At 71.9% G+C, this 25,348-nt stretch carries 29 protein-coding genes; 20 read left to right on the top strand and 9 right to left on the bottom strand.

Annotation, left to right across the window (positions count from 1 at the left end; genetic code table 11):
• The first annotated feature begins 106 nt into the window (after positions 1-106).
• From FS532_RS10900 to FS532_RS10855, 10 genes are all read left to right on the top strand, one after another.
• Positions 107-904 carry a hypothetical protein gene (locus FS532_RS10900; RefSeq protein WP_144753848.1) on the top strand — a complete coding sequence of 266 codons (798 nt, stop codon included), beginning with the start codon at positions 107-109 and terminating at the stop codon, positions 902-904.
• A gap of 104 nt (positions 905-1,008) precedes the next feature.
• Positions 1,009-2,058 carry a LacI family DNA-binding transcriptional regulator gene (locus tag FS532_RS10895; RefSeq protein WP_144753844.1) on the top strand — a complete coding sequence of 350 codons (1,050 nt, stop codon included), beginning with the start codon at positions 1,009-1,011 and terminating at the stop codon, positions 2,056-2,058.
• Positions 2,059-2,138: 80 nt separating this feature from the next.
• Positions 2,139-3,401 (top strand): sugar ABC transporter substrate-binding protein, encoded by a 1,263-nt coding sequence (locus tag FS532_RS10890; RefSeq protein WP_144753841.1) that lies wholly within the window; start codon positions 2,139-2,141, stop codon positions 3,399-3,401.
• A complete protein-coding gene (locus FS532_RS10885; protein WP_222121977.1) occupies positions 3,398-4,366 on the top strand; it encodes a carbohydrate ABC transporter permease in 969 nt (322 codons plus the stop codon). The genes FS532_RS10890 and FS532_RS10885 overlap by 4 nt, the downstream gene beginning before the upstream one ends.
• Positions 4,356-5,273: a carbohydrate ABC transporter permease gene (locus tag FS532_RS10880; RefSeq protein ID WP_222121976.1), complete on the top strand. Its 918-nt coding sequence runs from the start codon at positions 4,356-4,358 to the stop codon at positions 5,271-5,273. Before FS532_RS10885 ends, FS532_RS10880 begins: the two co-directional genes overlap by 11 nt.
• The gene (locus FS532_RS10875) at positions 5,270-6,607 is read left to right on the top strand and encodes a family 1 glycosylhydrolase (RefSeq protein WP_144753838.1); all 1,338 of its coding nucleotides are present in this window, start codon (positions 5,270-5,272) and stop codon (positions 6,605-6,607) included. Before FS532_RS10880 ends, FS532_RS10875 begins: the two co-directional genes overlap by 4 nt.
• A gap of 171 nt (positions 6,608-6,778) precedes the next feature.
• Complete coding sequence (locus FS532_RS10870; protein ID WP_144753835.1) at positions 6,779-8,212, top strand: MFS transporter; 1,434 nt, start codon at positions 6,779-6,781, stop codon at positions 8,210-8,212.
• Entirely contained in the window at positions 8,209-9,150 is a 942-nt protein-coding gene (locus FS532_RS10865; RefSeq protein ID WP_222121975.1) for a nucleoside hydrolase, read from the top strand. The genes FS532_RS10870 and FS532_RS10865 overlap by 4 nt, the downstream gene beginning before the upstream one ends.
• Positions 9,147-10,025 (top strand): PfkB family carbohydrate kinase, encoded by an 879-nt coding sequence (locus tag FS532_RS10860; RefSeq protein WP_144753832.1) that lies wholly within the window; start codon positions 9,147-9,149, stop codon positions 10,023-10,025. Before FS532_RS10865 ends, FS532_RS10860 begins: the two co-directional genes overlap by 4 nt.
• A gap of 12 nt (positions 10,026-10,037) precedes the next feature.
• Entirely contained in the window at positions 10,038-10,808 is a 771-nt protein-coding gene (locus tag FS532_RS10855; protein ID WP_144753829.1) for a GntR family transcriptional regulator, read from the top strand.
• Between the two features lie 6 nt (positions 10,809-10,814).
• Here the strand turns inward: FS532_RS10855 and FS532_RS10850 are convergent, their stop codons facing one another.
• Positions 10,815-11,261 (bottom strand): MarR family winged helix-turn-helix transcriptional regulator, encoded by a 447-nt coding sequence (locus FS532_RS10850; RefSeq protein WP_144753826.1) that lies wholly within the window; start codon positions 11,259-11,261, stop codon positions 10,815-10,817.
• Positions 11,262-11,322: 61 nt separating this feature from the next.
• Here FS532_RS10850 and FS532_RS10845 point away from each other — a divergent pair, with 61 nt between their 5' ends.
• The 5 genes from FS532_RS10845 to FS532_RS10825 all read left to right on the top strand — a co-directional run bounded on the left by FS532_RS10845 (position 11,323) and on the right by FS532_RS10825 (position 15,836).
• Complete coding sequence (locus tag FS532_RS10845) at positions 11,323-11,688, top strand: VOC family protein (RefSeq protein ID WP_144753823.1); 366 nt, start codon at positions 11,323-11,325, stop codon at positions 11,686-11,688.
• A 25-nt stretch (positions 11,689-11,713) separates the two neighbouring features.
• Complete coding sequence (locus FS532_RS10840) at positions 11,714-12,496, top strand: MBL fold metallo-hydrolase (RefSeq protein ID WP_260852645.1); 783 nt, start codon at positions 11,714-11,716, stop codon at positions 12,494-12,496.
• A gap of 146 nt (positions 12,497-12,642) precedes the next feature.
• The gene (locus FS532_RS10835; protein WP_144753820.1) at positions 12,643-14,673 is read left to right on the top strand and encodes a GMC oxidoreductase; all 2,031 of its coding nucleotides are present in this window, start codon (positions 12,643-12,645) and stop codon (positions 14,671-14,673) included.
• 35 nt (positions 14,674-14,708) lie between these two features.
• Entirely contained in the window at positions 14,709-15,593 is an 885-nt protein-coding gene (locus tag FS532_RS10830) for an NAD(P)-dependent oxidoreductase (protein WP_144753817.1), read from the top strand.
• 9 nt (positions 15,594-15,602) lie between these two features.
• Positions 15,603-15,836, top strand: a complete 234-nt coding sequence (locus FS532_RS10825) for a hypothetical protein (protein ID WP_144753814.1) — start codon at positions 15,603-15,605, stop codon at positions 15,834-15,836.
• 60 nt (positions 15,837-15,896) lie between these two features.
• On the opposite strand, the gene FS532_RS10820 is transcribed toward FS532_RS10825, so the two are convergent.
• The 5 genes from FS532_RS10820 to FS532_RS10800 form a co-directional block, all read right to left on the bottom strand.
• The gene (locus tag FS532_RS10820; protein ID WP_144753811.1) at positions 15,897-17,150 is read right to left on the bottom strand and encodes a type II toxin-antitoxin system HipA family toxin; all 1,254 of its coding nucleotides are present in this window, start codon (positions 17,148-17,150) and stop codon (positions 15,897-15,899) included.
• Positions 17,147-17,464 (bottom strand): helix-turn-helix domain-containing protein, encoded by a 318-nt coding sequence (locus FS532_RS10815; protein WP_144753808.1) that lies wholly within the window; start codon positions 17,462-17,464, stop codon positions 17,147-17,149. The genes FS532_RS10820 and FS532_RS10815 overlap by 4 nt, the downstream gene beginning before the upstream one ends.
• 94 nt (positions 17,465-17,558) lie before the next feature.
• Positions 17,559-18,302, bottom strand: a complete 744-nt coding sequence (locus tag FS532_RS10810; protein WP_144753806.1) for a sulfite exporter TauE/SafE family protein — start codon at positions 18,300-18,302, stop codon at positions 17,559-17,561.
• Entirely contained in the window at positions 18,303-19,097 is a 795-nt protein-coding gene (locus FS532_RS10805; RefSeq protein WP_144753803.1) for an alpha/beta fold hydrolase, read from the bottom strand.
• Between the two features lie 95 nt (positions 19,098-19,192).
• On the bottom strand, positions 19,193-19,708 hold the full coding sequence (locus tag FS532_RS10800; protein WP_260852644.1) for a MarR family winged helix-turn-helix transcriptional regulator: 516 nt from the start codon (positions 19,706-19,708) through the stop codon (positions 19,193-19,195).
• 57 nt (positions 19,709-19,765) lie between these two features.
• On the opposite strand from FS532_RS10800, the gene FS532_RS10795 reads away from it, so the two are divergent.
• Together FS532_RS10795 and FS532_RS10790 are read left to right on the top strand one after the other, a co-directional pair.
• Entirely contained in the window at positions 19,766-21,013 is a 1,248-nt protein-coding gene (locus tag FS532_RS10795; protein ID WP_260852643.1) for an FAD-dependent monooxygenase, read from the top strand.
• Positions 21,010-21,531 (top strand): AAA family ATPase, encoded by a 522-nt coding sequence (locus FS532_RS10790; RefSeq protein ID WP_144753801.1) that lies wholly within the window; start codon positions 21,010-21,012, stop codon positions 21,529-21,531. Before FS532_RS10795 ends, FS532_RS10790 begins: the two co-directional genes overlap by 4 nt.
• A gap of 3 nt (positions 21,532-21,534) precedes the next feature.
• Here the strand turns inward: FS532_RS10790 and FS532_RS10785 are convergent, their stop codons facing one another.
• Positions 21,535-21,936 (bottom strand): MerR family transcriptional regulator, encoded by a 402-nt coding sequence (locus FS532_RS10785; RefSeq protein WP_144753798.1) that lies wholly within the window; start codon positions 21,934-21,936, stop codon positions 21,535-21,537.
• Between the two features lie 85 nt (positions 21,937-22,021).
• On the opposite strand from FS532_RS10785, the gene FS532_RS10780 reads away from it, so the two are divergent.
• The 3 genes from FS532_RS10780 (at position 22,022) to FS532_RS10770 (ending at position 23,912) form a co-directional block, all read left to right on the top strand.
• Positions 22,022-22,723 (top strand): SDR family oxidoreductase, encoded by a 702-nt coding sequence (locus tag FS532_RS10780; RefSeq protein ID WP_144753795.1) that lies wholly within the window; start codon positions 22,022-22,024, stop codon positions 22,721-22,723.
• Positions 22,724-22,815: 92 nt separating this feature from the next.
• Positions 22,816-23,346 (top strand): hypothetical protein, encoded by a 531-nt coding sequence (locus tag FS532_RS10775; protein WP_144753792.1) that lies wholly within the window; start codon positions 22,816-22,818, stop codon positions 23,344-23,346.
• A complete protein-coding gene (locus tag FS532_RS10770) occupies positions 23,343-23,912 on the top strand; it encodes a DUF6611 family protein (protein ID WP_313957235.1) in 570 nt (189 codons plus the stop codon). The genes FS532_RS10775 and FS532_RS10770 overlap by 4 nt, the downstream gene beginning before the upstream one ends.
• On the opposite strand, the gene FS532_RS10765 is transcribed toward FS532_RS10770, so the two are convergent.
• Positions 23,863-24,564, bottom strand: coding sequence for an alpha/beta fold hydrolase (locus FS532_RS10765; RefSeq protein WP_144753786.1), 702 nt, complete (start codon positions 24,562-24,564; stop codon positions 23,863-23,865). The two genes, FS532_RS10770 and FS532_RS10765, sit on opposite strands and share 50 nt — an antisense overlap.
• Positions 24,561-25,346 carry an SDR family NAD(P)-dependent oxidoreductase gene (locus tag FS532_RS10760; RefSeq protein ID WP_144753783.1) on the bottom strand — a complete coding sequence of 262 codons (786 nt, stop codon included), beginning with the start codon at positions 25,344-25,346 and terminating at the stop codon, positions 24,561-24,563. The genes FS532_RS10765 and FS532_RS10760 overlap by 4 nt, the downstream gene beginning before the upstream one ends.
• Positions 25,347-25,348: the final 2 nt, after the last annotated feature.

The following is a 25,348-nucleotide window of genomic DNA, read 5'->3' as shown; positions in this document are numbered from 1 at the left end:
TCCAGTCCGTCGTTCCGCAGCTCACGAGCCGACACCTGTCGGTGAGGATGCCGTCGTGCCGTGCACTCATCCGCTACCGTGAGCACGTCGGGGAGGGGCAGCACACATGGGTGGGACCACAGCAGACTGGATCGGCGCAGCGTCGTCGGGCGCAGCGGTCATCGTGAGCGTCCTCGTGGCGCTGTTCGTGGGGCGGCAGTCCGCCTCGATCGCGGCGAACCAGGTCCGCCAGGAGCGCGAGGCGTACCTCGCGGGCCGGATGCAGGGCCTCGTCGACCACGCGCGCGCCGTCGTCACCGAAGCACGAACGGTGTGGGCGCTGACGAGCACTCGGTTCCGCGACGAGCTCCTGCAGATCCCCGCCGAAGACGAGCAACGTCGTGCGAGCCGACAGGAGAAGCTCAGTGAGGCGCTGACGCGGCTCGAGACCGAGGTCGGCCTGCTCCGTGCCTACGGCGTCACCATGCCCAACGGGCCGGAGAACGCACCCGACCCCGACGCCCGAGCTGCGGTGAGCCGGCTGACCGACGAGGGGACCTGGCTGTCCAGCGCTGCCCAGTTCGCGGCGTACACGCACTTCGAGGATCCGGACGACTCATCCGACGACTCCGTGTTCGACGACCTGGTGAGCGGTCACCTGGAGAACATCGACGCGCGGCTGCTCGCGAGTCTTCCCGATGGGATGGACCCGGATCGGGTGCCGTACTACCGCGAACCCGGTTCGCCGTGGCCAGCGATCCTCGACGATCGTCGGGACATCATGCGCGATGAGAGCCGGTCGTGGGCGGGGGAACCCCTGCCGGTCGTCGCCAACAGGGCCGTTGCATTCCTGCTGAACCGCTTCCAGGACGAGTTGATCACCGTGCTCGACGCGTGGAACAAGCAAGCACTGCGACGCGACTGACTCCCGCAGGGCGTGCGTTTTCGGACAACGCTTGCTTCATCGATTAAGCAGGTGCATGATGATGCCAGTTAATCGATAAAGCATCCCCGAGAAGAGGAGGCGTCATGCCGAAGTCCGTCACCCTGAAGGACGTCGCCGCGAAGGTCGGCGTGACGTCCGCCGCGGCGAGCATGGCCCTCGCCGGCCACGACCGCATCAGCGAACGGACCCGCGAAGCGGTCCGCCGCGCCGCCGACGAACTCGGGTACGTCCCGAGCTCCGCGGGCCGGGCACTCCGCAGCCAGCGCGCCGACGCCGTCGCCCTCATCGTCCCGAACTCGTCCGCGCACGTCTTCGGCCACCTGTACTTCATGCACGTCCTCACCGGGATGTCGACCGCGGCGAACGCCCACGACGCGCAGGTCATCGTGTCGACGAACGCCGACACGTCCTCGGGCGACGTCGCCTACGAGCGCGTGATGCGCTCCCGGACGGCCGACGGCGCTATCGTCACCAGTGCCGCGATCGAGGACGACCACGTGCAGGGCCTCGTCGCGAGCGGGCTGCCCGCCGTCCTCATCGGCAACTACCCGCACCTGTCCGGCGCGGTGACGGTCGGCATCGACGACGTCGCCGCGACCGAGCGGCTCGTGGACCACCTGGTCGAGGTGCACGGACGCCGTCGTCTGCTGCACGTCACCGGCACGCTCGACCACCAGACCGGCCTCGACCGTCGCGAGGGCTTCCTCCGCGCGGCCGCACGGCACGGCCTGACCGACGTCTCCGTGATCGAGGGCGACCTCTCCGAGGCCTCTGGCGCCACCGCGATGGAGCAGATGGTGCACGGGGACCCGTCGACCCGGCCGGACGGCGTCGTCTTCGCGAACGACGACATGGCGGTCGGTGGGCTGCACACCCTCCGTCGCGCCGGAGTCGACGTGCCGGGCGACGTCTCGGTCGTCGGCTTCGACGACTTCGGACTCGCACGCGTGACGACGCCGGGCATCACCACCGTGCGCGTCCCGGCGGAGGAGATGGGCCGCATCGCGACCGAGCGACTCTTCGACCTCGTCGACCACCGTGGCGGCCAGCCCGCCCACACCGAACTCCCCGTCGAGCTCGTCGTCCGCGCCTCGTGCGGGTGCGACCCCGACGCGGAACGCGTCCGGACCTGACCGGGCGCACCCAACACCGAACACGAACACCGAACACCACACCACCCTGCGAGCACAGCAACGCAAAGGAGCGTTCCCCGATGAAGCACGCACGCGCGACCCTCGCGGTCGGAGCCTTCGCCGCCGTGGCGGCCCTGGCCCTGACCGGCTGTTCGGCCGGCGGCAACGCCAGCACCGACGGCCCCGTCACCCTCAAGGTCTGGACCGGGTTCACCGGCGGCGACCGCCCCGGCTACGCCACGATCGTCAAGGACTTCGAGAAGGCCCACCCGGACATCAAGGTCGAGATGACCGTCCAGCCGTGGGACACCATCCAGCAGAAGCTGCCGTCGGCCTGGCTCACCGGCCAGGGCCCGGACGTCGCTGCGGTGAGCTCGGACCCGAACGCCGTCGCCCAGTACGTCAAGACGAACTCGGTGATGGCCATCACGAACACGGGCAGCGGCGACGGCAAGATCAACACGTCCGAGTTCGCCCCCGGCACCGTCAAGGAGTTCACCTACGACGGCAAGCTCTACGGCGTCCCGGCGAACTTCGCCACGCTGAGCCTGTACTACAACAAGAAGCTCTTCCAGGACGCCGGCATCGCGAACCCGCCGACCACGGTGCAGGAGATGGCGACCGACGCGAAGAAGCTCACCACGGGTGGCAAGTACGGCATCGCGCTCGCCGACAACCAGACGATCCAGATGTGGCCGGTGCTGCAGTGGCTCGAGGGCGGCGACATCGTGAACGGCAAGAACTGCAGCGTCCTGCAGACCAGTGACGGGCAGCAGTCCCTGAAGACCTGGGCCGACCTCGTCGCGAAGGACAAGGTCAGCCCGGTCGGACTCACCGGCGCCGAGGCCGACTCGCTGTTCTCGGCCGGCAAGGCCGCGATGGAGATCAACGGACCGTGGGCAGCGCCCGGCTACAAGTCGGCCGGCATCGACCTCGGCATCGTGGAGGTCCCGGTGGGCGTCGACGGCAAGTCGACCACGCTCGGCTCGATCGCACCGCTGTCGATCTCGGCGAAGACGAAGTACCCGGAGCAGGCGCAGGAGTTCCTCGCCTACTGGACCTCGAAGAGCGCGCAGCAGAAGTTCTCGCTGCAGACCGGCTTCCCGCCGCTGCGCACCGACCTGTCCGACGACGCGAAACTCAAGGCAGATCCCACGGTGTCCGTGTTCGCCAGCCAGGTGCCGGACTCGCGCCTGTACCTGCCGCACGTGCCGAGCGCCACGAAGGTCGACTCCGACGGGTACGTCCCGCTCATCGGCGAGATCACCCGCGGCAAGTCCCTCGCCGACGCCACCAAGTCCGCCGGTCAGACGATCGACGGTCTCACCGGCTGCAGCCAGTGACCGACCAGATCACCGGTTCGGCCCCGCCACGCACGCCGCGTGGCGGGGCCCCGGCCTCCGGCCGGACGAGCAGCCTGGAGGCGCGACCCACTCGCCGTCGACAGCGTCGGTTCCAGCCGGCCTGGCTCTTCATGGCCCCGTCACTGCTCATCCTCGGCGCGTTCGTCGTCTTCCCGATCCTGCGGTCGCTCTACTACTCGTTCTTCGACTGGACAGTCGGCGCGGTCTCGCAACCGTTCGTCGGCTTCGGGAACTACGTGCAGCTGTTCCACGACCAGCAGTTCTGGAACGCACTGCGGATCACGCTCGAGTACACGATCGTGTCGGTCGTGCTGCTGGTCGTCCTCGGCTTCGTCGCCGCCCTGCTGCTGCAGCGGGACACCCTGGCGAACCGGATCGTCCGGTCGGTGTTCTTCTTCCCGACGATCGTGTCGCTCGTGACGATCGGGCTCGTGTGGAAGTTCCTGCTCGACCCCGACATCGGGCTGGTCGGCGGCATCACCACCATGCTCGGCCTGCCGAGCGTCGCCTGGCTGCAGTCCACCTCGCTCGCCCTGCCGACGATCATCTTCGTGTCGGTGTGGAAGAGCATCGGGTTCGCGATGATCCTCTTCGTCGCCGGGCTCAAGGGCGTGCCGGCCGAACGGTACGAGGCCGCCGAGCTCGACGGTGCGAACCGCTGGCAGACCGTCTGGCGGATCACCCTGCCGAGCATCCGGCCGACCATGCTCTTCACGTCGATGATCCTGACGATCCAGTCGTTCCAGGTCTTCGACCTCGTGTACGTGATGACCGGGGGCGGCCCGGTCTTCCACACCGACACCCTCGTGAACCTGCTCTACCGCGACGGGTTCGTCAACTACCAGACCGGCTACGCGTCGGCGATCTCCTGGGTCCTCTTCGTGATCATCATGCTCATCTCCCTCCTGCAGCTCCGGCTCTTCCGGTACGACGATGTCGACTGAGGCGAGCGTCCGGCGACCGCCCGTGGCGGAGCCGACCCGTGCCTCCAGTCCGGAGGCCGTGCACCCGAGGCGACCCGGTCGCCGGAGCGGTGCCGCGCGCACCGGCTCCGTCCTGAAGTGGGTCTACCTCGGGGTCGGACTCGTGTTCGCCCTCGTGCCGTTCGTCTGGATGGTCAGCGGGTCGTTCCGGTCCGAGGCCGACCTGTTCGGCCACCCCGCCTCGCTCCTGCCGACGAGCGTCACCCTGCACGGCTACGAGGGTGTCTGGTCGCAGCTGCCCTTCCTGCGGCTGCTGCTCAACTCCCTCGTGTTCACCGTCGTGACGACCGTCCTGACGCTGCTGTTCGACTCGATGTGCGCCTACGCCCTCGCCCGGATGCGGTTCGTCGGACGGAACGTCGCGTTCGTGCTCGTCATCGCGACGCTCATGGTGCCGTTCCAGGTGACGCTCATCCCAGTGTTCGTCGAGCTGTTCCACCTCGGCTGGCTGAACACCTACCAGGGGCTCATCATCCCTCGGGCGACGAGCGCGTTCGGGATCTTCCTGTTCCGGCAGTTCTTCATCGACATCCCCACCGAGCTCGACGAGGCCGCACGCATCGACGGTGCCGGCCACTGGAGGATCTACTGGCAGGTGATCCTGCCCCTGGCGAAGCCGGCGATCGCGACGGTCGCGGTGCTGAACGGCATGGCGCTCTGGAACGACCTGCTCTGGCCGCTCGTCGTGACGACCTCGAACGACATGCTCACGCTGCCCGCCGGGCTGACGCTCTTCGGCGGCGCCCACGTCACCGACCACGCGGTCCTGCTCGCCGGTGCCGTGATCTCCCTGCTGCCCATCGCGCTCGGGTTCTTCTTCGCCCAGAAGTTCTTCGTCGCGGGCGTCGCCACCACGGGGCTGAAGTGAGCAGCCGCGACCCGGCGTTCGCTCCGGGGACGTTCACGTGGATCGCCGGGATCGAGGACACCTGCGTGTACCCGCCCGAACGGTTCGCGATGGCCCCGCTCGACGAGCACCGCCTGACCGGACACGACGACACCTGGCGTGCCGACCTCGACCAGGTGCGGGACCTCGGGGCGACCGCGCTCCGCTACGGCGTGGACTGGCCGCGGGCTCACGTGGCACCGGGCGTCTTCGACTGGTCGGTGCTCGACGAGCGGTTGCCGTACGCGGCCGCGCTCGGCCTCACCGTGATCGCGGACCTCGTCCACTACGGCACCCCGACGTGGCTCGACGAAGCGTTCGCGGACCCCGGCTACCCGGACGCGGTCGCGGACTTCGCGGCGGCGTTCGCGGCGCGGTACGCCGGCGTCGTCGACCACGTCACCCCGCTCAACGAGCCGATCACGACCGCGTCGTTCGCCGGACTCCGGGGTGTGTGGCCGCCCGCGCTGCACGGGTGGGAGGGGTGGACCCGGGTGGTGCTCGGGATCGCCGACGGCATCCAGCGGTCCGTCACGGCCATGCGCGCCGAGAACCCGGACGTCCGGATCGTGCACGTCGAGGCCTCGTCGCTGTTCTCGGCCGGGACCCCCTCGGATCCCGCACTCGTGGCCGAGGCAGCGCTCCTGAACGAGCTCGGGACCGTCCCGACCGACCTCGTCCTCGGCCGCGTCACCCCGGGGCACCGCTCGTACGACTGGCTCCTCCGGAACGGCGCTGCACCGGAAGCGCTCGCCGCCCTGGTCGAGGGTGCGGTCACGATCGACCTGCTCGGCGTCAACTACTACCCCGACCTCACCCCGCGCACCCTCGTCGCGACGGCCGCCGGGACGGTCCAGCACACCCACGACCGCTGGGCGTCCGGCCTCGAGGAGTCGTTGCGCTCCTTCTCCGATCGCTACGGGCTGCCGGTGCTCGTCACGGAGACGAGCACCGAGGGTGACGACGAGCGCCGCGGGAGTTGGGCGCGGGACTCGGTCAAGGCGGTGCGGGCGGTGGTCGCGGACGGCATCGACGTGCGCGGATGGACCTGGTGGCCGGTGTTCGACTTCGTGGACTGGTCGTACGCGTCGGGCGGTCGGAACGTCGAGGAGTTCGAACTCGCCGACGACGTCGTCGCGGCCCGGTCAGCATCGGCCGCGAAGGAGCCGTACCTGCGGCGGATGGGACTCATCCGGCTCGAGGAGGACGTCGACGGCGCGCTCCGGCGCGTGCCGACCGGCGCGGCCGCGGTGTACGCGGCGATGGCCTGGGGCGTGGCCGCAGGCCACGAGCGGGGCAGTCGGCTCACGCGGTAGACGCGGTGGACGTCCGGACCTGACGGACTGGAGGCACGGTGCGGGCTGGCACCGTGCCTCCAGTCCGTCCGTGCGCGCGTCGAGGGCAGCGCTTGCCAGCATGGGGACCGGGCCATAGAGTACGGACCTGTATTACAGGTACGTACGACAACTCGGACGAAGGAGTCCTCCATGACCGTCGCACCCGCTCGCCTCGAGACGGAACGCGAGCGCCTGTCCGGCCCACGCGTGCCCCTGCTCGTCGCGTCCCTCATCGTCGCGGTGCTCGCGTTCCAGCTGAACGCGAGCCTGCTCACCCCGGCCATCCCCGCGATGGCGATCGACCTGCACGCCTCCGCCGGCGTCGTCTCCCAGGTGCAGTCCCTCTTCTTCCTCTCCGGTTCGGTCCTCGGCATGGTGGTGTCCCGCTGGTCGGACACCATCGGTCGGCGGCGGGCGCTCCTGGTGACGATGGCGGCCCTGCTCGTGGGGACCCTGCTGACCGTCACGGCGCCGTCGCTCCCCCTCCTGCTCACCGGGCGGGTGCTGCAGGGGACCTCGTCGGCGGCGCTGACGATCGCGTTCCTCGTGCTGTCCGAGGAGCTCACGGCGAAGCAGTTCGGCATCTCGGTCGGCGTCGTGACCGCGGTGAACGGCGGCCTCGGTGGCCTCGACGGGTACATCGGCGGGGCGATCACCGACATCTTCGGCTGGCGCGCGGTCTTCGTCGTCATCCTCGTCGTCGCGGTGCTCGGCACCCTCTCGGTGATCGCCTTCGTGCCGCGGGTACGACGCACGGCAGCCCGCCGGATGGACTGGCTCGGCGCGACGATCCTCGGCGCGTTCCTCGTCGGGTTCTCGCAGTTCGTCAGCGAGGTCCCGTCCCGGGGCATCGCCGATGCGCGCACCCTGCTGTGGCTCGCCGTCGCCGTGCTCGCCGCCGTGGCGTTCGTGCTCGTCGAACGCCGGGTGACGCAGCCGCTCATCGCCGTGCCGGCACTCCGCGCCCGCACCGCGTGGCCGGTGCTGCTCTGCACGTTCCTGACGCTGTCCGGGGTCTTCGCGTCGACGAACTTCACCATCGTGGTCCTCAGCCAGGACGGGCCGAACGGGTTCGGGCTGAACGCGGCGATGTCCGGGCTCCTGTTCCTGACGCCGACCGCCATCGCGGGGCTGCTGACCGCACCGGCGGCCGGCTGGATCGCGCAGCGCATCGGGTGGGTCCGGTCTCTCCGCGTGGCCACCGGCGGGATCCTCCTCATCTCCGTCGCGCTCGCGTTCTCCGCCACCGACAAGTGGGTCGTCTTCGGCCTGCTCATCGTGATGGGCGTGTTCTACCTCGGGCTGTACCAGGCCACCGCGAACGGGCTGTCCGTGCTGAACGCCCCCGCCGACGCGCCGGGTTCCCTGCCGGGCATCCACGGGGCATGCTTCGGTCTGGGAGCCGGCACCGGGGTCGCCCTCGTCGGTCCTGCCGTCAGCGCGGGCACGCCCGAGGGATACCACCTGGCGCTCTGGATCTCCGTCGCCCTCACCGCCGCCGCGTTCGTCGCAGCGCTCGTCCTCCGTCCCACCCCGAACGCTCTGCCCGCCGGAGCCCGCTCAGAAGGAGCCGCAACCGCATGACCACCCCCACGATCCCGCTCTTCCTCGACTGCGACACCGGGGTCGACGACGCCCTCGCCCTGGCGTACCTGCTCGACGTCCCGCACGTTGACCTCGTCGGCATCGGCACGGTGTCCGGCAACATCGACTCGACGACCGCGGCGGTGAACACCACGGCGCTGCTCGGCATGTGCGGGCGCACGGTGCCGGTGGCGGTCGGCGCGCACGACCCGCTCGGCGGCGTGTACGGCGGTGGCGCTCCGCACGTGCACGGCGTGAACGGGGTCGGCGGAGTCGACCTGCCGGCCGGGGTGGCCGCAGCGGAGGACCCCGCGGCCGAGCTCCTGGTGCGCCTGGCGCGGTCGTACGCAGCCGGTCCGCGCCGGCTGGACGTGCTCGCGATCGGGCCGCTGACGAACCTCGCCGTCGCCCTCGACCTCGAGCCGAGGCTGCCGGAACTGATCGGCACGCTGACGATCATGGGCGGCGCCGTCTGGGAGCCGGGCAACGTGTCGCCGGTCGCCGAGGCGAACATCCACAACGACGCCGAGGCCGCGCGCCGCGTGCTCACCGCCGGGTTCGACCTCGTGCTGGTCCCGCTCGACGTCACGCGCCAGCACCGGTTCGACGACGCCGACGGCGACCGGTTCATCGCGGCCGGCGATCCGCTCCGTGTGGCACTCGGCACGATGCTGCACCGCTACATCGACTTCTACGAGACCGTCGACCAGGTCCGCCGAGCACCCCTGCACGATCCGCTCGCCGCAGCCATCGCCGCCGGCGAGGTCGAGCCGACCGTCCGCGAGACCGCACTCGACGTCGTGGTCGACGGTACCGAGCACGGCCGGACCGTCCCGGCGGCGCAGGGGCCGGTCGTGCAGGTGGTCGTCGGCGCCGACGCGGCCGCCGCGGACGTCATCCGGAACCGGATCCTCCAGCTCGACGCGGTGCACGCATGACCGGCACCCCTGCGCTCCCCTCGCTCGCCGTCCTCGGCAGCATCAACGTCGACGCCGTGCTCCGGGTCCCCGAGCTCCCGGCGCCGGGTGAGACGGTCCTCGCCACCGAGCAGCACCGGTTCCTCGGGGGCAAGGGTGCGAACCAGGCCGTCGCCGCCGCGCGACTCGGTGCCGCGGTCACGATGATCGGCGCGGTGGGCGACGACCCGGACGGCACCTTCGCCGTCGAGGAGCTCCGGCGAGCGGGTGTGCGGACCGAGCTCGTCGCGACGACCCCGGACGCCCCGACCGGCACCGCCGCCATCACGGTGGACGCCGCCGGGGAGAACGCGATCGCGGTGTTCCCCGGGGCGAACGCCCTCGTCGCCCTGCCGGCGGCACTGCCGGACACCGACGTGCTGCTCTGCCAGCTCGAGGTCGACCCGGCACTGGTCGACGCTGTCGTCGGAGGGTCGTCGGCGTTCGTCGCCGTCAACGCCGCGCCCGCCCGGCACCTGCGCCCGGAGACGCTCGAGCGCGCCGACCTGGTGGTCGTCAACGAACTCGAGTGGGCTGCGCTGCCGGAACTCGCAGGGTGCCGTCGCGTCGTGGTGACCGCCGGCTCGTCGGGTGCGTCCGTCCTCGAGCGGGGACGGGTCGTCGCCCGGGTACCGGCCGTGCCAGCGCGGGTCCGGAACACGGTCGGTGCCGGCGACGCCTTCACCGCGGCGGTCACGATCGCCCTCGCCGCCGGGCTCCCCGCCGAACAGGCCCTCCGCACCGCAGCGCGCGTCGGCGCCGCGGCCGTGGCGGACGAGGCGTCACAGCCCGCACTGCTCGCCTTCGCCGAGTACGCCGAAGCCGAAGCCGACCCCGTCGCGAGCGCGAGCGTCTGACAGGCTGAGCACATGACGATCGCCGATGCTCTCCGGGGCCCGCTCCCCGCACACGCCGGGGTCCCGCTCCGTGTGGCGGCCTACATGCGCATCAGCGACGCGATCCGCAGCGGGGCGGTCCGGCCGGGCATCCTGCTGCCGTCGGAGGCCGAGCTGGTCGAACTGCTCGGGGTGTCGCGGACGGTCGTCCGCGAGGCACTGATCTTCCTGGAGGAAGACGGGTTCATCCGCTCCCGCCGGGGCATCGGCCGCTTCGTCGCGGAACGGCTGCCGGTGTCCGGCCTGGAGCGGGTCGAGGCGCCCGAACGGCTGCTCGTGCCCGAGGGCGGCAGCGTCGAACGCACCGAGATGGTCGTCCAGGACCGCACCGGGCTGTTCGCGTCGGAGTCGCTCGGCATCGCGGAGTCCTCGGCGTCGTGGTTCGTCGAGAGCGTCGTCCGCCGCGGGGACACCGTCGTCGGCCTCGTCCAGGAGCACCTGCCACCGGACGAGGCACTGGTCGGCGAGTTCGCCCCGATCCGCGAGCTGATCCGGATGAGCCGGCCCGATCAGACGATGCTCGCGGCGATGTTCGACGCGGGCATCGTCCCCGGACCCGGCACCACCGAGGTGTCCATCGGCACACCGGGCGACACCCGCGGGCACCGGCTCGGTGTGGCCGCCGAGGAACCCGTGCTCGTCCTGTCGCGCAGTCTGCGCTTCGCGGGTCGGCCGCTCTACGTGTCGAAGACGCTCGTCAACCCGCACGAGGCGCGGATCACCGTGGCCCACGGCGCCCCCTGAGCCCGATCAGTCGTCGCGGAGTGCCCGCACCATGCTCCGCAGCGCGCTGAGCGCCGCCGCCTGCTCCTCTCCGCTCATCCCGCCGAGCATCCGCACCTCGACACCGCGCACCGCTGCCGAGGCCTGCTCGAGGGTCCGCTGACCCGCCGCCGTCAATCGCGTCGGAAGTGCCTTCCCCACCGGCGCCGCGGCGGGGCGGGACACGAGCCCGTCGCGCTCGAACGCCTGCAACAGGACGTTCATCGACTGCCGGGTGACGAACGCACCCCGCGCCAGGTCGGAGTTCGACAGCCCGGGTCGTTGCGCGAGCAGCTCGAGGCACGAGTACTGCGTCACGGTCAGCCCGAGGGGCCGCAGCACCGCCTCCATCGCGGCGCGCAGGGCACTCGAGGCCTCCTTCAGCAGGTAGCCCAGCGACGAGTCGAGGTCGATGCGATCAGCGTCTTGACTCATGTCAGTAGTCTGACATAGATTGCCTCGTGTCAGAAGACTGACACCCAACGAAGGAGCACCCATGCCCGTCACCGGCCCCGACTTCATCTCCCTGCAGACCCGCGACCTCGACGCGTCGCAGGCGTTCTACGAGCAGTACCTCGGGCTCGTCCGCTCCCAGGCCGGCCCGCCCCACGCGGTCGTCTTCGAGACCACCCCGATCGCGTTCGCACTGCGCGACATCGTCCCGGGCACGGACCTCGCCGTGTCCCAGCCCGGCATCGGTGCGGCGATCTGGCTGCACGCGACCGACGTCCAGGCCATCCACGACGCCCTGGTCGCCGACGGGCACACCATCGTCGCCGCGCCGATCGACGGGCCGTTCGGCCGGACCTTCACCTTCGCCGACCCGGACGGCTACCACGTGACGCTCCACGACCGCGCCTGAGGCCGCCTGTCCTAGGCTGACGCGCGTGGGGTCCGGTGGGAGTGCGGTGGTGACGGGGTTCGTGCCCGTGGCCGACGGCGTGCACGTCGCCACGAGCCGGCAGATGTCGACCACGTCGACGCTGCTGCACGACGGTCGTGACGCACTGCTCGTGGACCCCGCGTGGATGCCCGACGAACTCGCCGCGATGGCGGGCTCGCTCGAGCGCGCCGGCCTCCGGGTCATCGCCGGCTTCTCGACCCACGCGCACCACGACCACCTCCTGTGGCACCCGGGTCTCGGCGACGTGCCCCGCTACGCGTCGCCGCGGACGGCGGAGCTCGCCAGGACGGAGCGGGGCGACCTCGTGGAGTCCCTCGGTGCCGGTTTCCCGGCATCGTTGACGGAGCTGATGGGTCGTGTGCAGGGCGTCGAGGCGCTGCCCGCCGCGGCGATCCCGTCCGGGTTCCACCCCGAGGTCGTGGCGCACGACGGGCACGCCCCCGGGCACACCGCCGTCTGGCTGCCGGACCAGCGGGTCCTCATCGCCGGCGACATGCTCAGCGACCAGGAACTCCCGCTGCCGTTCTGGCCGGACGACCTGCCCGCGTACCTGCACGCCCTCGATGTCCTGGCGGAACACGCACGCACGGCGGAGGTGGTGATCCCCGGTCACGGTCGCCCCGGCACGGACGCGCTCGCACGGGTGGACGCTGATCGTCGCTTCCTCGAGACCGTCGCGCGCGGCGGTGACCCGGACGATCCGCGGCTCGCCAACCCCGGCATGCCAGAGGTCCTCGAGCACCTCCGACAGCTCATGCCGCGCTGATCGGTCGACGCGACTACGGCCTGGAGGCACGGTGCGCGTCCGGCGCACACCGCGCCTCCAGGCCGTGGTCGCCACCGACCACCGCAGCCCGCCCCGGTACGGTGGTCGCGGGCCGCAGCGGAGCAGCCCGGAGGGCTGGTGCACCGATGACCGGACGGACGTTCGTCCAGCAGCACACGGCGCGTCTGCGCGCGCTGGTCGACCGGGTGCTGCCGGGCGACGAGTACCCGTCGGCGTCCGAGGCCGGGGCCCTGGACTTCCTCGCCACCGTCCTCGACGACCGGCCCGACTGGACCGACCGGCTCCGCGCGGTGATCGACGGCGCCGACGACGACGGTGACCCCGACTGGGTCTGGTTCGCCGAACTCGTGTCGGCCGGCTACTACGCCGACGCGGGGAACGGCGGCAACGAGGGTGAGCGCTCCTGGGAGATGGTCGGGTGGCAGCCCGGACCGCCGGACGGGTGGAGCGTCCCGGTGCCGGTCCCCACGGCACAGCCGGTCGTGGTCCACCCGTCGGAGTTGGCCGAACGCTACGACGCGATCGTCGTCGGCTCGGGTGCAGGGGGCGGAGTCGCCGCGTGCGGACTGGCCGAGTCGGGCCGCCGTGTCCTGGTCGTCGAGGCCGGGCAGTGGCCGGGCACCGCCGAGCTGAGCCGCGACCACATCCGGAACCCGCGGTCGACGTGGGGCGTCGCACCGCGCTCCGGGCCCTCCGACGCGGGCAACCCGCGCACGGTGTCCGACGGGCGGACGCAGCTGCTGCTCCGGCCGTCCTCGCCTGGCTGGCACAACAACGCGGTCACGGCCGGCGGCGGCACCCGGGTGTACGGGGCACAGGCGTGGCGGTTCGGGCCGCGCGACTTCACGATGGCGTCGACGTACGGGGTGCCGGACGGCAGCAGTCTGGCGGACTGGCCGATCGGGTACGACGAACTCGAGCCCTGGTACGAGCGCGCCGAGTGGGAGGTCGGGGTGAGCGGCGGCGACACCGACGGACCCTGGGCCGGGCACCGGGGCCGGCCGTTCCCGATGCCCCCGGTGCCGTCCGGTGCCGCTCGGGACCGGCTGGCGCGTGCGGCCGACGTCCTCGGGATGTCGACGGTGCACGTCCCGCTGCTCGTGAACTCGACGCCGTACCTGGGGCGTCGGGCGTGCGAGCAGTGCGGGATGTGCGTCGGGTTCGCGTGCCCGGTGGACGCGAAGAACGGCAGCCAGAACACGATGCTGACGCGGGCGTTCGCGACGGGGAACGCCTCGATCCTGCTCGGCAGCCGGGTCGCCCGGCTCCGGACCGACGGCGCCGGTCGGGTCGTCGGCGTGACGATCGTCGGGACGGCGGACGGGCGGGACTGGACCCGGGACGTCGACGCCGCCGAGGTCGTGGTCGCCGCGGGGGCGGTGGAGTCCGCACGGCTCCTCCTCAACAGCCGCAGCGACCGGGAGCCGGACGGCATCGGCAACGGCACCGACCAGGTCGGACGACACCTGCAGGGACACGTGTACGGCGGGGCGATGGGGCTCTTCGACGACGTCGTGGACGACGGACTCGGACCGGGGCCCTCCATCGCCACGACCGACTTCCGCCACGGCGTGGACGGCCAGGTCGGCGGCGGGATCCTGGCGAACGAGTTCATCGCGACGCCGTCGAACACCTACCAGTACCTCGTCGGCACCGGACTCATCCCCCGGGCCGGCATCGAGAGCAAGCACGCGATGCGCGACCTCGCCCGGCGCAGCATGCGGATCATGGGGCCGATCCAGGAGGTCACGACCGCCGACGCCGGCGTCCGCGTCGACCCGTCCGTGACCGACCGCCACGGCATCCCCGTGGCGTGGTTCAGCGGCGGCGTCCACCCCGAGGACGTCCGCGCCCGCGACCACACGAGCGTGCGGAGTGCCGAGTGGCTGCGAGCAGCCGGGGCCACCCGGGTCGCGGAACTGCACGGACCCGTCGTCGGGACGAGCGGCGGGCAGCACCAGGCCGGCACGCTCCGGATGGGCACCGACCCCGCGACCTCGGTCGTCGACCCCGTCGGACGGGTGTGGGGCCACGACAACCTCCGGGTCGCCGACGGCTCCGTGCACGTGACGAACGGCGGGGTGAACCCGGTGCTGACGATCTTCGCCACGGCCATGCGGACGATCGACGCGATGGTCGCAGAACGCGGAGCCTGAGCCGCCTCCGCCCGCGCACCGAGTTGCGTCGACGGATGCACTCCACCATCGGGCTCGTCGGCGTGGGGCGGATGGGCGGCGCGCTGCTCCCGCACCTGCTGTCCGTCGCGCCGGTGGTGGCGCACGACGCCGACCCCGCCCGGACCGAGGCCGTCCGGGCCGCCGGTGCACGGTGGGCGGACGACGTCGACGAGGTCTTCCGGTCCGCGACGACCCTCGTCACGGTGCTCCCCGGGCCGCGGGAGCTCGAGTCGGTGATGGCGTCCGCCGCGTTCCTGCGCCCCGAGGCCCTGTGGATCGACATGACGTCGGGCGACCCGCGGGTGTCGGACCGGCTCGCCGCGGCTGTCGAGGCGCTCGGCGCGCAGGTGGTCAGCGCTCCGATCGCCGGCTCACCACTGGACGCCGAGCGGCAGGCATTGACCTTCTTCAACGGAGGTTCCCCGTCGGCGAAGACCGCCGCGGCACCCCTCCTGGAGCACCTGTCGACCGACGGGACCGTGCGGGACGCCGGACCCCGCGCCGGGGACGCCCAGACCGCGAAGCTGGTCGCGAACGCCCTCTGGTTCGCCATCGCCGTCGCGACGAGCGAGGCGCTGCTGCTCGGACGGTCCCTCGGCATCGAGCCGCCGGCGCTCGCCGCCCTGCTGCGCGACAGCGCCGGCGGGAGCGTCTTCGCGGACCGGCACCTCGGGCCGATGCTCGACGGCGATCCCTTCGCGACGTTCGGGATCGACCGGGTCGTCGAGGAGCTCGACACCGTCGCGGCGCTCGGCACCGACACGGGCGCGCCGATGCCGGTGCTCGGTGCCTCGGCCGCGGTGCACCGGGCGGCGCTGGCGCGGTACGGGCCGGAGCTCGGGGAGCTGCTGGCGGTGCGGTGGCTCGAGGACGAGGCGGGCCGACGGCTCCGGGGTTAGCCTGGCCCCATGAGCGACGACGCCGACGCACAGGCCCTGTGGCGATCCATCGTCGGGCGGCCGTGGGTCTGGCAGGCCGTCGCCTGGATCGTGATCGGCGCCGCGTGGATCGCGCTCGCCGTCGGTGCAGACGGGGTCTGGCGCTGGATCGTGGGCGGGATCTGGCTGGGGATCGGGGTGCTCTGGCTGTTCGTGGCGCTCTCGGACCGGCGACACGGGCGCGGGCGGTACGCGGGGCGCTGACGCCCGGCACTATGTCGGCAACGGGCATGCTGCGCGGCGTGCGAGAGTTCCGCTCCACGATCAGCGCCGTAGGGCGGCTCTCACGGTGCGGAGCGTCGCCACCCCGGCCTCGATGACGCCCCCGAGAGTCGCGTGTTCACGCTCGGGGACCCCGTTGATCCGTGCTCGGTCGCGCCAGCTGGATGCGGCCTCGGCGATGCGTTCGACTCGCTCCGCGGCGCGGTCGAGTCGCAGGCCGAGGTCGTCGCCGAGTGCGCGGAGACCGTCCGCTTCGTCTTCGATCGAAGTTGCTCCCGCGATCGCTGTCCGCCGGTCAGCCGAACTGTTCGGATTCGGGTTCACGTCGAACACCGGCGCGAGGCGCCACCCGCGCCCACTGTCGAGGATCCCCAGGTTCCGGAGGTGGTCGTCGGTGTTGTGCACGGCGACCGAGAACGCTACGCGGTCGAACAGGTCAGCCCGATCGGCTCGGAGAGCGCTCGAAGCATCCGCCAGACTCTCGCCGACTTCGATGTAGTCACTCTCCGCTCCGTCCTCGGCTCCGAGAAGGCTCATTGCGCTGATGTACGCGTGCCGTCGTCCGTCTGCTTCGCGGTCGAAGCGGCGGAGCAGCAGCACGTGGCGGCCATCGACCCGAGTGAGGCGGCGCTCGGGGACGGGTAGGCCAGCGCTCGCGGCCAGGTCGAGCATGGTTGCCTCCCAGCCCATCACGTCCCACTCGTCATGCGCGTGCGGGAACTTCGCTATCCCGAGTCCGCCGTCCTCGAGTCGGACGGCGGCCTTCGGACGCGCCCCGCCGAGTGATCCGGTGCCCGCGTCGAGGAGTGCCTTGACAGCCGCCGCGTCATCGGGGTCGGCGACGGCGTGGTCTGCGGCGTGGAGGAGTTCCGGCAAGCTGATCAATTTGGGGACCGTGGTGTCCTCCGCGAGGAACGGCCCGTCGTCGACCCGGTAGCGCAACGCACCCTGGCGAGTGTGGTCGCTCACACCGAGCAGGTAGTCGAGCTCGTCGAGCCGACGTGCCCGACGGCCTTCGATCCGGGCCGCTGCTCGCTCACGCCTGTCGATGAGGTTCCGCCCCCAACGGTCTGGAGCGCCGTCACCGAAAGCACCGGGCAGTCCGGTCGTGTGCTGCGCGCCGCCGGTGAGCGGGAGGTGTGGATCGATCGCAGGCGCACGTTCCACGGCCAGATAGTCCGGGTCGTACGTGAACGTCGTGCTGAGCGCGTTCCGGCCTCGGGTGACGAACGCGGTGCCGGCGCGGCGTGTCCTGCCGTCCTCGTCAAGGTGGACCTGGATCTGACCCGAGTTCACCGGCTCGATCCCTGCACTCGTGGAGTGCGACCGGCACGGACCCGACCGAGCGCGGACGCTCGTGCTCGCCCGAGGTCACTCGCGAGCGGGTCGACGCTCGCCGTGAGCTGATCGATCACGCCGAGCGCACGGCACACTCGGAGCACGACGTCGAACCCGACCGTCGTCTTGCCTCGTTCGAGGTTCCGCAACGTCGTCGGGGTGATGTCCGCGCGTTCACAGACTTGGACCGCAGTCAGTCCGAGGACGAGTCGCCATCCGCGGAGGTGTGCGCCGAAGTCCTGACCCTGCCGCGAGATGTCGTAGCCAGCCATGTTTCCTCCCAACTGCTACTGTAACGCGACTTAGCACTGTCAAACAGCAGCAGAGTGCCAGTTACTGGGAGGCTGAACCGCTTCGCAAGGCGGGTCACGTCGTCACGAACAAGTAGACCGCCAGTACGAACCCGCAGCCCGCGATGAGCACCCGGAGCACCGCGGCCGGAAGCCGCCGCGCCACGGACGGCCCGATCAGCCCGCCGATCACGGCTCCGATCCCGAGCGCCACGGCAGCGTGCCACACGACTGCCCCGAGCACCGCGAACAGCACCGCCGGCAGGATGTCCGCCGCGACGAGGATGACGTTCTTCAGCGCGTTCGCTCGGTGCAGGACGGGCTCGGTCGTCAGGAGCAGCAGCGCGATGAGCAGGATCCCCGACCCCGCGCCGAAGTACCCGTTGTAGACCGCGACGCCGGCCCCGGCAACTCCGACGACCGGACGGGAGAGTGCACGCCCTCGTGCGGTCTGCCACCGGGTGATCGCCGGCTGCAGCAGGAGGACGAGCGACCCGGCGGCGACGAGGAACGGCACGATCCGGTCGAAGACCTCGCCGGGGGTGACGACGAGCAGTGCGGCTCCCGCGAGCGAGAGCGCGACCGACACCGGCAACCAGGTGCGGATGGTCCGCCCGTGGCCGACGACGTCGGGTCCGGCCCGGAGTGCCGAGCTCAGTCCGGAGCCGATCAGGGCCACCGAGTTCGTGACGTTCGCGGCCAGGGGCGGGATGCCGACCGCGAGCAGCGCCGGGTACGCGACGAGGGAGGTGATGCCGCCGGCGGTGCCGATGATCCCCGCGACGACCCCGGCCGCGACGAGGAACAGCGCCTCCGGCACTCAGTCGCCCGCGGTGAAGGACAGCACGTCGTCGACGAGCCGGTCGGCCTCCTCGTACGCGAGCATGTGGCCGGAGTGCTCGTAGACCTCGAATCGTGCGTGCGGCAGGTGGTCCGCGAGTTCCCGGCCGAGTTCGGGTGGGTTCAGCCCGTCGCTCGCGCCGGAGATCACCAACGCGGGTGCGGTGACCGTGCTGAGACCGGGTCGGAGGTCGAAGCCGGCCAGGGACCGTTCGACCCGTGCCTGTTCGTCCGGCGTGAGCTGCACCTGCTCCCCCGCCATCGAGCCGAGCAGTTCCGCGCGGCGATCGGCAGGGGTGTCCGGGGACCAGAGCGCATCGGCGAGCAGGGCCATCGCGGCCTCGGGGTCGAGGCTCGCGAGATCGACCCCGCGCCGTGCGGCGAACGCGGCCGACGAGGACGTCGTGCCGTGCGCCTTGCTCACGACGAGGATGAGTCGGTCGGTGCGCGGGGGTTCGAGGATCGCGGCCTGCGCGACGAGGTACGAGCCCATCGAGATGCCCGCGAGGGTCGCGCTGGACCGCCCGAGTGCCGCGACGAGGGCGTTCAGCACGCGGCCCTGGTCCTCGATGGTGAAGGACGCCGGGTGGTCGGAGCGGCCGTGCCCGAGGGCGTCGGGCGTCACGACGTGGAAACGCTCCGCCAGTCGCGCTGCGAGCGGTGCGACGCTGGACGCGTCGCCGTTCAGCCCGTGCACGAGGACCAGCAGCGGCTGCTGCGGATCGCTGTACGCCTCGTACGCGATCCGGTGGCCCAGGACATCGATGGTCGGCATCTGGTTGTCCCTTCCAGTGGTGACCTCTCGAACGGTAGTCGCGACCACCGACGGCCTGGAGGCGCGTGGCGGCGCCGCCACGCGCCTCCTCTCCGTCAACCGGTCGCGTCGTCGTAGATCGCGATCAGCCGGTCCAGGAAGGTCTCGACGGCGGCCCGCTGGCCGGCGTCCATGCCGTCCACGAGGTCCTCGATCCCGTCGATCAACGGCAGTACGAGGTCGTACGCGCGGTCGGAGGAGCGTTCGGCGGCGGTGACCACGAGCTTCCGTCCGTCGCTCGGGTGGCGGTCGCGGCGGACGTGCCCTGCGGTCTCCAACCGGTTCAGCACGAGCGTCATCGCGGCGGTCGAGATCTCGAGTCGGCGGGCCAGTTCGGTCGGCGTCGCCGGCCCGGTCGCGATGAGGTGGTCCATCGCCTCGAGGCCCATCGCGTCGACCTCGAGCGCCCGCGCCAGGTGCCGTTCGAACCGCTGCTGCCGGACCGCGACCTGCTGCACGCGGGAACGGATGTCGTCGTCGGGGAGCGGCCGACCGTCGCGGCGGGCGGACTCGCGGTCGCGGCGGTCGTCGCGGTCTCGTCGGGGCTGCCCCGGCTGGTCCTCGTGCGGCACGGCTTCCATGGTAACCGTGTACATTGCCAATATCATTGGTAATCAAGGATCTGAGGAATGATGCAGCGCACCGACCGTGGACGCGTCCTGATCTCCGGCGCGAGCATCGCCGGACCCGCACTGGCGTACTGGCTCCACCGCTACGGCTACCGGACGGTGGTCGTCGAGCGTGCACCGGCACTCCGGACCGGCGGCCAGAACGTCGACGTCCGCGGCGCCGGGCGCGAGGTCGCGCGGCGCATGGGCGTCGAGGACGACATCCGGGCGGCGACGACGGGTGAGGTCGGCACACGCTTCGTCGGCCCGCGCGGCAGGACCGTCGCCGAGTTCCCGGCGGGCACGTCCGACTCCGGCGGGGCCACCGCGGAGCTCGAGGTCCTGCGCGGCGACCTCGCGCGCCTGCTCGTCGACCGGACCACCGGCGTCACCGAGTACCGCTACGGCGACCGGATCACGGGGATCGACCAGGACGACGACGGCGTCACGGTGTCGTTCGAGACCGCCCCCGACGAGCGGCTCGACCTGGTCGTCGCCGCGGACGGCATCGGGTCGAGCACCCGGCGGCTCGTGTTCGGCGACGAACCCGAGATCCGGTCGCTCGGTCTCGAGACGACCTACGGCACGATCCCCCGGACCGCCGCCGACGACGACTGGTGGCGTTGGTACAACGCCCCGGGCGGCCGGTCGATCACGCTCCGACCAGACGCACACGGCACGATCCGTGCGGCGATGTCGATCGTGACGGACCGGAAGCGCGAACGGGCGGGATCGGAGCGCCGCGACCTCGACGCCCAGCGCCGCCGGCTGCACGCGCTCTTCGCCGACGCCGGGTGGGAGGCGCGTCGGGTCCTCGAGGGCTTCGACCGGTCCGACGACCTGTACTCCGAGTCGATCGGCCAGGTGCACGCGCCGCGGTGGTCGGACGGTCGCGTGGCCCTGGTCGGCGACGCGGCGTACTGCGCCTCCCCGGTCAGCGGGATGGGCACGAGCCTGTCCCTCACCGGCGCGTACGTCCTCGCCGGCGAACTCGCGGCGCACGTCGACCACCGGGACGCCCTCCGTGGGTACGAGCGGATCATGCGCCCGTACGTCGCGCAGGCGCAGCAGCTGCCGCCGGGTACCCCGCGCGTCGCGAACCCGAAGTCCCGGCTCGGCATCGCGGCGTTCGGAGCGGCGGTGCGCGTCGCTTCCACGCCGCTGATCGGACGGCTCGGGGACCGGTTCTCCACGCCCCCGGCGGACGCGATCGACCTGCCCGACTACGCGCACCTCGAGGTCGACGGCCCGGGCACACTGGACGCATGATCGTCTGGCTCAACGGCACCCACGGCGTCGGCAAGACCACCACGAGTCGTCTGCTGCAGCCGCTGCTGCCGGGCGCCCGGGTCCTCGACCCCGAGAAGGTCGGCGAGACCCTGATGGACATCCGGCCGACCCTGCGCGCGACGGACGACTTCCAGCACTGGGACCCGTGGCGGCCGCTCGTCGTGGAGACCGCCCAGCAGGTCCTGCAGTACGCGGGCGGGACGTTGATCATGCCGCAGACCGTCCTGGTCGAGCGGTACTGGCGGGAGATCGCGGACGGCCTGGCGGGGCACGGCATCCCGGTGCGGCACTTCGTGCTGCACACCGACACGGACACGTTGCGCGATCGGATCCGGAACGACACCGACATGGGTCCGTCGACGTTCCGGTTCAGTCGGGTCGAGCCCTACGCCGAGGCAGCGCGGACGTGGTTGCACGACGAGGCCGAGGTGGTCGACACGACGAACACGACGGCCGAGCAGGCGGCACGGCAGATCGCGAGCGCCGTGCTCGGCTGATCGTCAGGCCGCCTGCGCCTGCGCCTGCGGCTGGGGCTCCCGGAGCGCCGGGCAGTGCTCGGGCGTCGGGTGCTCGCTGATCGCGATGACCTCGTCGAGCCGTTCCCGTGCGGCCTCGAGTTCGGCCAGCTGTGCCGTGATCCGGTCGCGCTCGGACACCAGCAGCGCAAAGGACTCCGGGGTCGCCCGACCGGAGTCGACGCAGGGCAGCAGTTGCACGATGGTCCGGCTGGGCAGCCCGGCGGCGAAGAGCTGCTGGACGAGCTGCACGCGTTCGACCGCGGGTGCGCCGTACACGCGCTGCCCGCTCGGCGTGCGGGTCGCGACGAGCAGGCCCTGCTCCTCGTAGTACCGCAGTGAGCGGACGCTGGCCCCGGTCGCGGCGGCGAGGTCTCCGATGCGCACGATTCCTCCTTGCACCTCACATGGATGTCAGGTCTTAGCGTAGCCGAGCCGCCGCGGGAAGTGCCCGCCCGGCAGGAGGAACACCATGGACATCGCTGGATCGGTCGCACTCGTCACGGGCTCGAACCGCGGCATCGGACGACGCTTCGTGCTGCAGCTGCTCGAACGCGGAGCGGCCAAGGTCTACGCCACCGCCCGCCGCCCCGAGCTCGTCGACATCGAGGGCGTCGAGGTCCTGCCGCTGGACATCACCGACCAGGCGTCGATCGCCGCCGCTGCCGCCGCGGCGTCGGACGTCACGCTGCTGGTCAACAACGCGGGGATCGCGACGACCGGCTCCCTGCTCACGGACCCCCTGGACGACGTCCGACGCGAGATGGACACGCACTTCTGGGGCAACCTGGGGATGGTCCGGGCCTTCGCGCCGGTCATCGAACGGAACGGCGGCGGCGGGATCGTGAACGTGCTGTCGGCGCTGTCGTGGTTCGCCTACCCGGGCTCCGGCGGGTACGCAGCGGCGAAGGCCGCGGAGTGGAACATGACGAACGCCGCCCGACTCGAACTCACCGCGAAGGGCATCACGGTGCAGGGCCTCCACCTCGGCGCGGCCGACACCGACATCATGGCCGGGTACGAGGGCCCGATGATCGACCCGGCGGAGGCCGCGCGGGCTGCACTCGACGGGGTCGAGCGTGGTGCGGCCGAGGTCGTGGTGGACGACTGGAGCGCGATGGTGAAGGCGTCGCTCGCGCACGAGCCCGAGCGCTTCTACGCCCAGTTCGCCTGAGCCGTCAGGGCGCCGCACGGAGTCGGCACCGGGGCGTGAGGAGTCCGTCAGGACCCGTTCCCCGGGCCGGCTCCCGGACGGATCGTGTCGGTGTGACCCTCACAGCGATCCTCCCGACGCTCCGCGCGTCCCTCCCGGAACCGATGGACCCCGCCCTCTGGCCGGCCCACACCGAGACCACCACCGACGACGTCCTGGTCGCCGCCGTGTCGATGGTGCGGCTCGCCGGACTGACCGGCACCCCGTGCGTGCACACCGCCGAGCAGGCGCCGCCCCGCTACCGACCGCGCTCGTGGACGCCGCGCGACGTGAGCGTCGCCGTCGCCTCGGTCCTCCGGGTCCGTCGACCGCGGACCGGTCTGGTACTCCTCGAGCTCGACGCCGTGCTGCCCCCGTTCGCCGTGCTCGACCAGGTGCGGTTGATCGGACGGGTCAGCACGGCCGCGCCGACCCGGACCTCCGTGGTCACGCCGTACGACGGAACGGACGGCGAACCCTTCCACCGGCTGCCGGCACCGTTGCCCGCGGACGTCCGGGAGGGCGACCTGCTCTGCTTCCCCTGCGTCTCGGCGATCCGGCACCGTGACGTCGTCGAGCCCGTGCGGGCCGAGGTGTCGCGGTGAGCCACGCCACGTGGCACCGGACCGGAGCGGACCTGCGCGCCCGAGTGGTCGACGGACCGCACGTCTGGGGCAGCTGCTCGGCACGCCCTGTGGGTCGCACGATGTGGAGCAGCCGCACCCTGGTCGTCTTCCCGCCCGGCACCACGCGGAGCGAACGTGCGCGGCTGCGGGCGTGGTCGACGTGGCCGGGCGTCGGGGCGCTCCTCGCCGTCGCGGTGATGGCGGCGCTCGCCGGGTCGCCGGTCATCGGCACCCTGGCGGCGGTGCTCGTGTACGGGGGTGGGTTCGCGACGCTCGCCCGAGCGACCCGGCGGCTGCGACCCGGTGTCCGCTCGGTCACCGTGACGACGTTCCACGGCAACGGCCGGCCCGAGGTCCACGGGGACGTCCGGCTGCTCCGGCGTTCCCTCGACGCGTTGGCCGTCACGGAGCGCGCACTCCGGGCCGGGGACCTCCGACCGGTCGACTTCGAGTCGGTCTGGGCCGATGTGTGGAACGACCTGCCGGCGCGCCCGGTCAGACCAGGAACGCCTCGAGCTGCTCGACGACGAGGTCCGGTCGACTGATGAACGGGTGGTGCCCGGTCGGCAGCTCGACGGCGCGCGTGGCCCGTTCGGCGTGCTGCCGCTGCAGGGCGACCGTGGTCGATCGGTCGTCACCGCACACGATCGCCGTGGAGTCCACGTCCGTCCACCCGGCCGCGGTCGTCGGCGTCCCGAACGCTCGGACGTCCTGCGAGGTGACGCGGCTCCAGGCCTCGCGGCGGGTGGCCTCGTCGGCGTCCTGCAGGAACCGTGCTCCGAACGAGTCCGCGTCGTACCCGTCGACGACGATGCGTCCGTCGTCGTCCTGGCGGACCGCGACGGGGTCCGGCTCGCCGGACATGATCGAACCCTGCGACGACCCGACCGGCGGCAGGTAGGACGACACGAGCAGGAGGTGCGACACGGCGGGGTGCGGGCCGGCCTCGGCGATGACGGTCCCGCCGTAGGAGTGGCCCACGAGGAGCGCCTCGGGCACCTCGTCGAGTGCTCGGCGCAGCGCCGCGGCGTCCTCGGTCAGGCCACCGGCCGCCTCGGTCTCGCCGCAGGACGGCAACGCGACCGCTCGGCTCTCGATGCCGGTGCGTTCCCGGAGGAGGTCGGCCGTCGGGCCCCACCACCACGCACCGTCGCGGACGAGCGCGCCGTGCACGAAGAGGACCGTCGGGTTCGTCATCGCATCACCATCGCGGACATGCGCGCCATCAGCCCCCGCGGCACGAACCGGTGCGCGCTGGCCATCACGGCGTTCCGGGCACCGGAAACCACCGTCGGACCCCCGTTCCGCGCGAACGCCTCGAGCCCGACCCGTGCGACCTCGTCCGCGGTCTGCCGTCCGCCCTCCAGGAAGGACCCGCCGCCGGCAGCCTCGAAGAATCCGGTCGACGTCGGGCCTGGACAGAGCGCGAGGACCCGGACGCCGGAGCCCCGGGTCTCCTCCCACAGCGCCTCGGTGAACGAGAGCACGAACGCCTTCGTCGCACCGTAGAGCGCCATGTGCGGTGTCGGCTGGAAGGACGCCGTCGACGCGACCGTCATCACGCCGCCCACCCGGCGCGCGGTCATCCCGGGGAGGAACGCGCGGACGAGCCGCACCACCGCGGTCTCGTTGAGGGCGATCTGCTGGACGATGCCGTCGTCGGGCTGCTCCGCGAAGGAGCCGTGCCACCCGACACCGGCGTTCGCGACGAGGACGTCGACCCGTGTGCCCTGCAGCGCCTCGATCACCGAGTCGACGCCGGGACCGGTCGCGAGGTCCGCCGGCAGTACCCGCACCGAGACACCGTGACGCGAGCGGAGACGACCCGCCACGGTCTCGAGGCGGTCGGCCGAGCGGGCGACGAGCACGAGGTCGGCTCCGCCCGCCGCGAGGCCCTCCGCCAGGGACTCGCCGATGCCGCCGCTCGCACCGGTGACGACGGCGAGCCGGCCGCGGTAGGGGTCGCGGTTGCGTGCCACGG

Source organism: Curtobacterium pusillum (genome assembly GCF_007673235.1).
Classification (GTDB): Bacteria; Actinomycetota; Actinomycetes; order Actinomycetales; family Microbacteriaceae; genus Curtobacterium; species Curtobacterium pusillum_C.
Note: the sequence above shows the minus strand (reverse complement) of the source record. Positions and strands in the feature narration are given on the sequence as shown.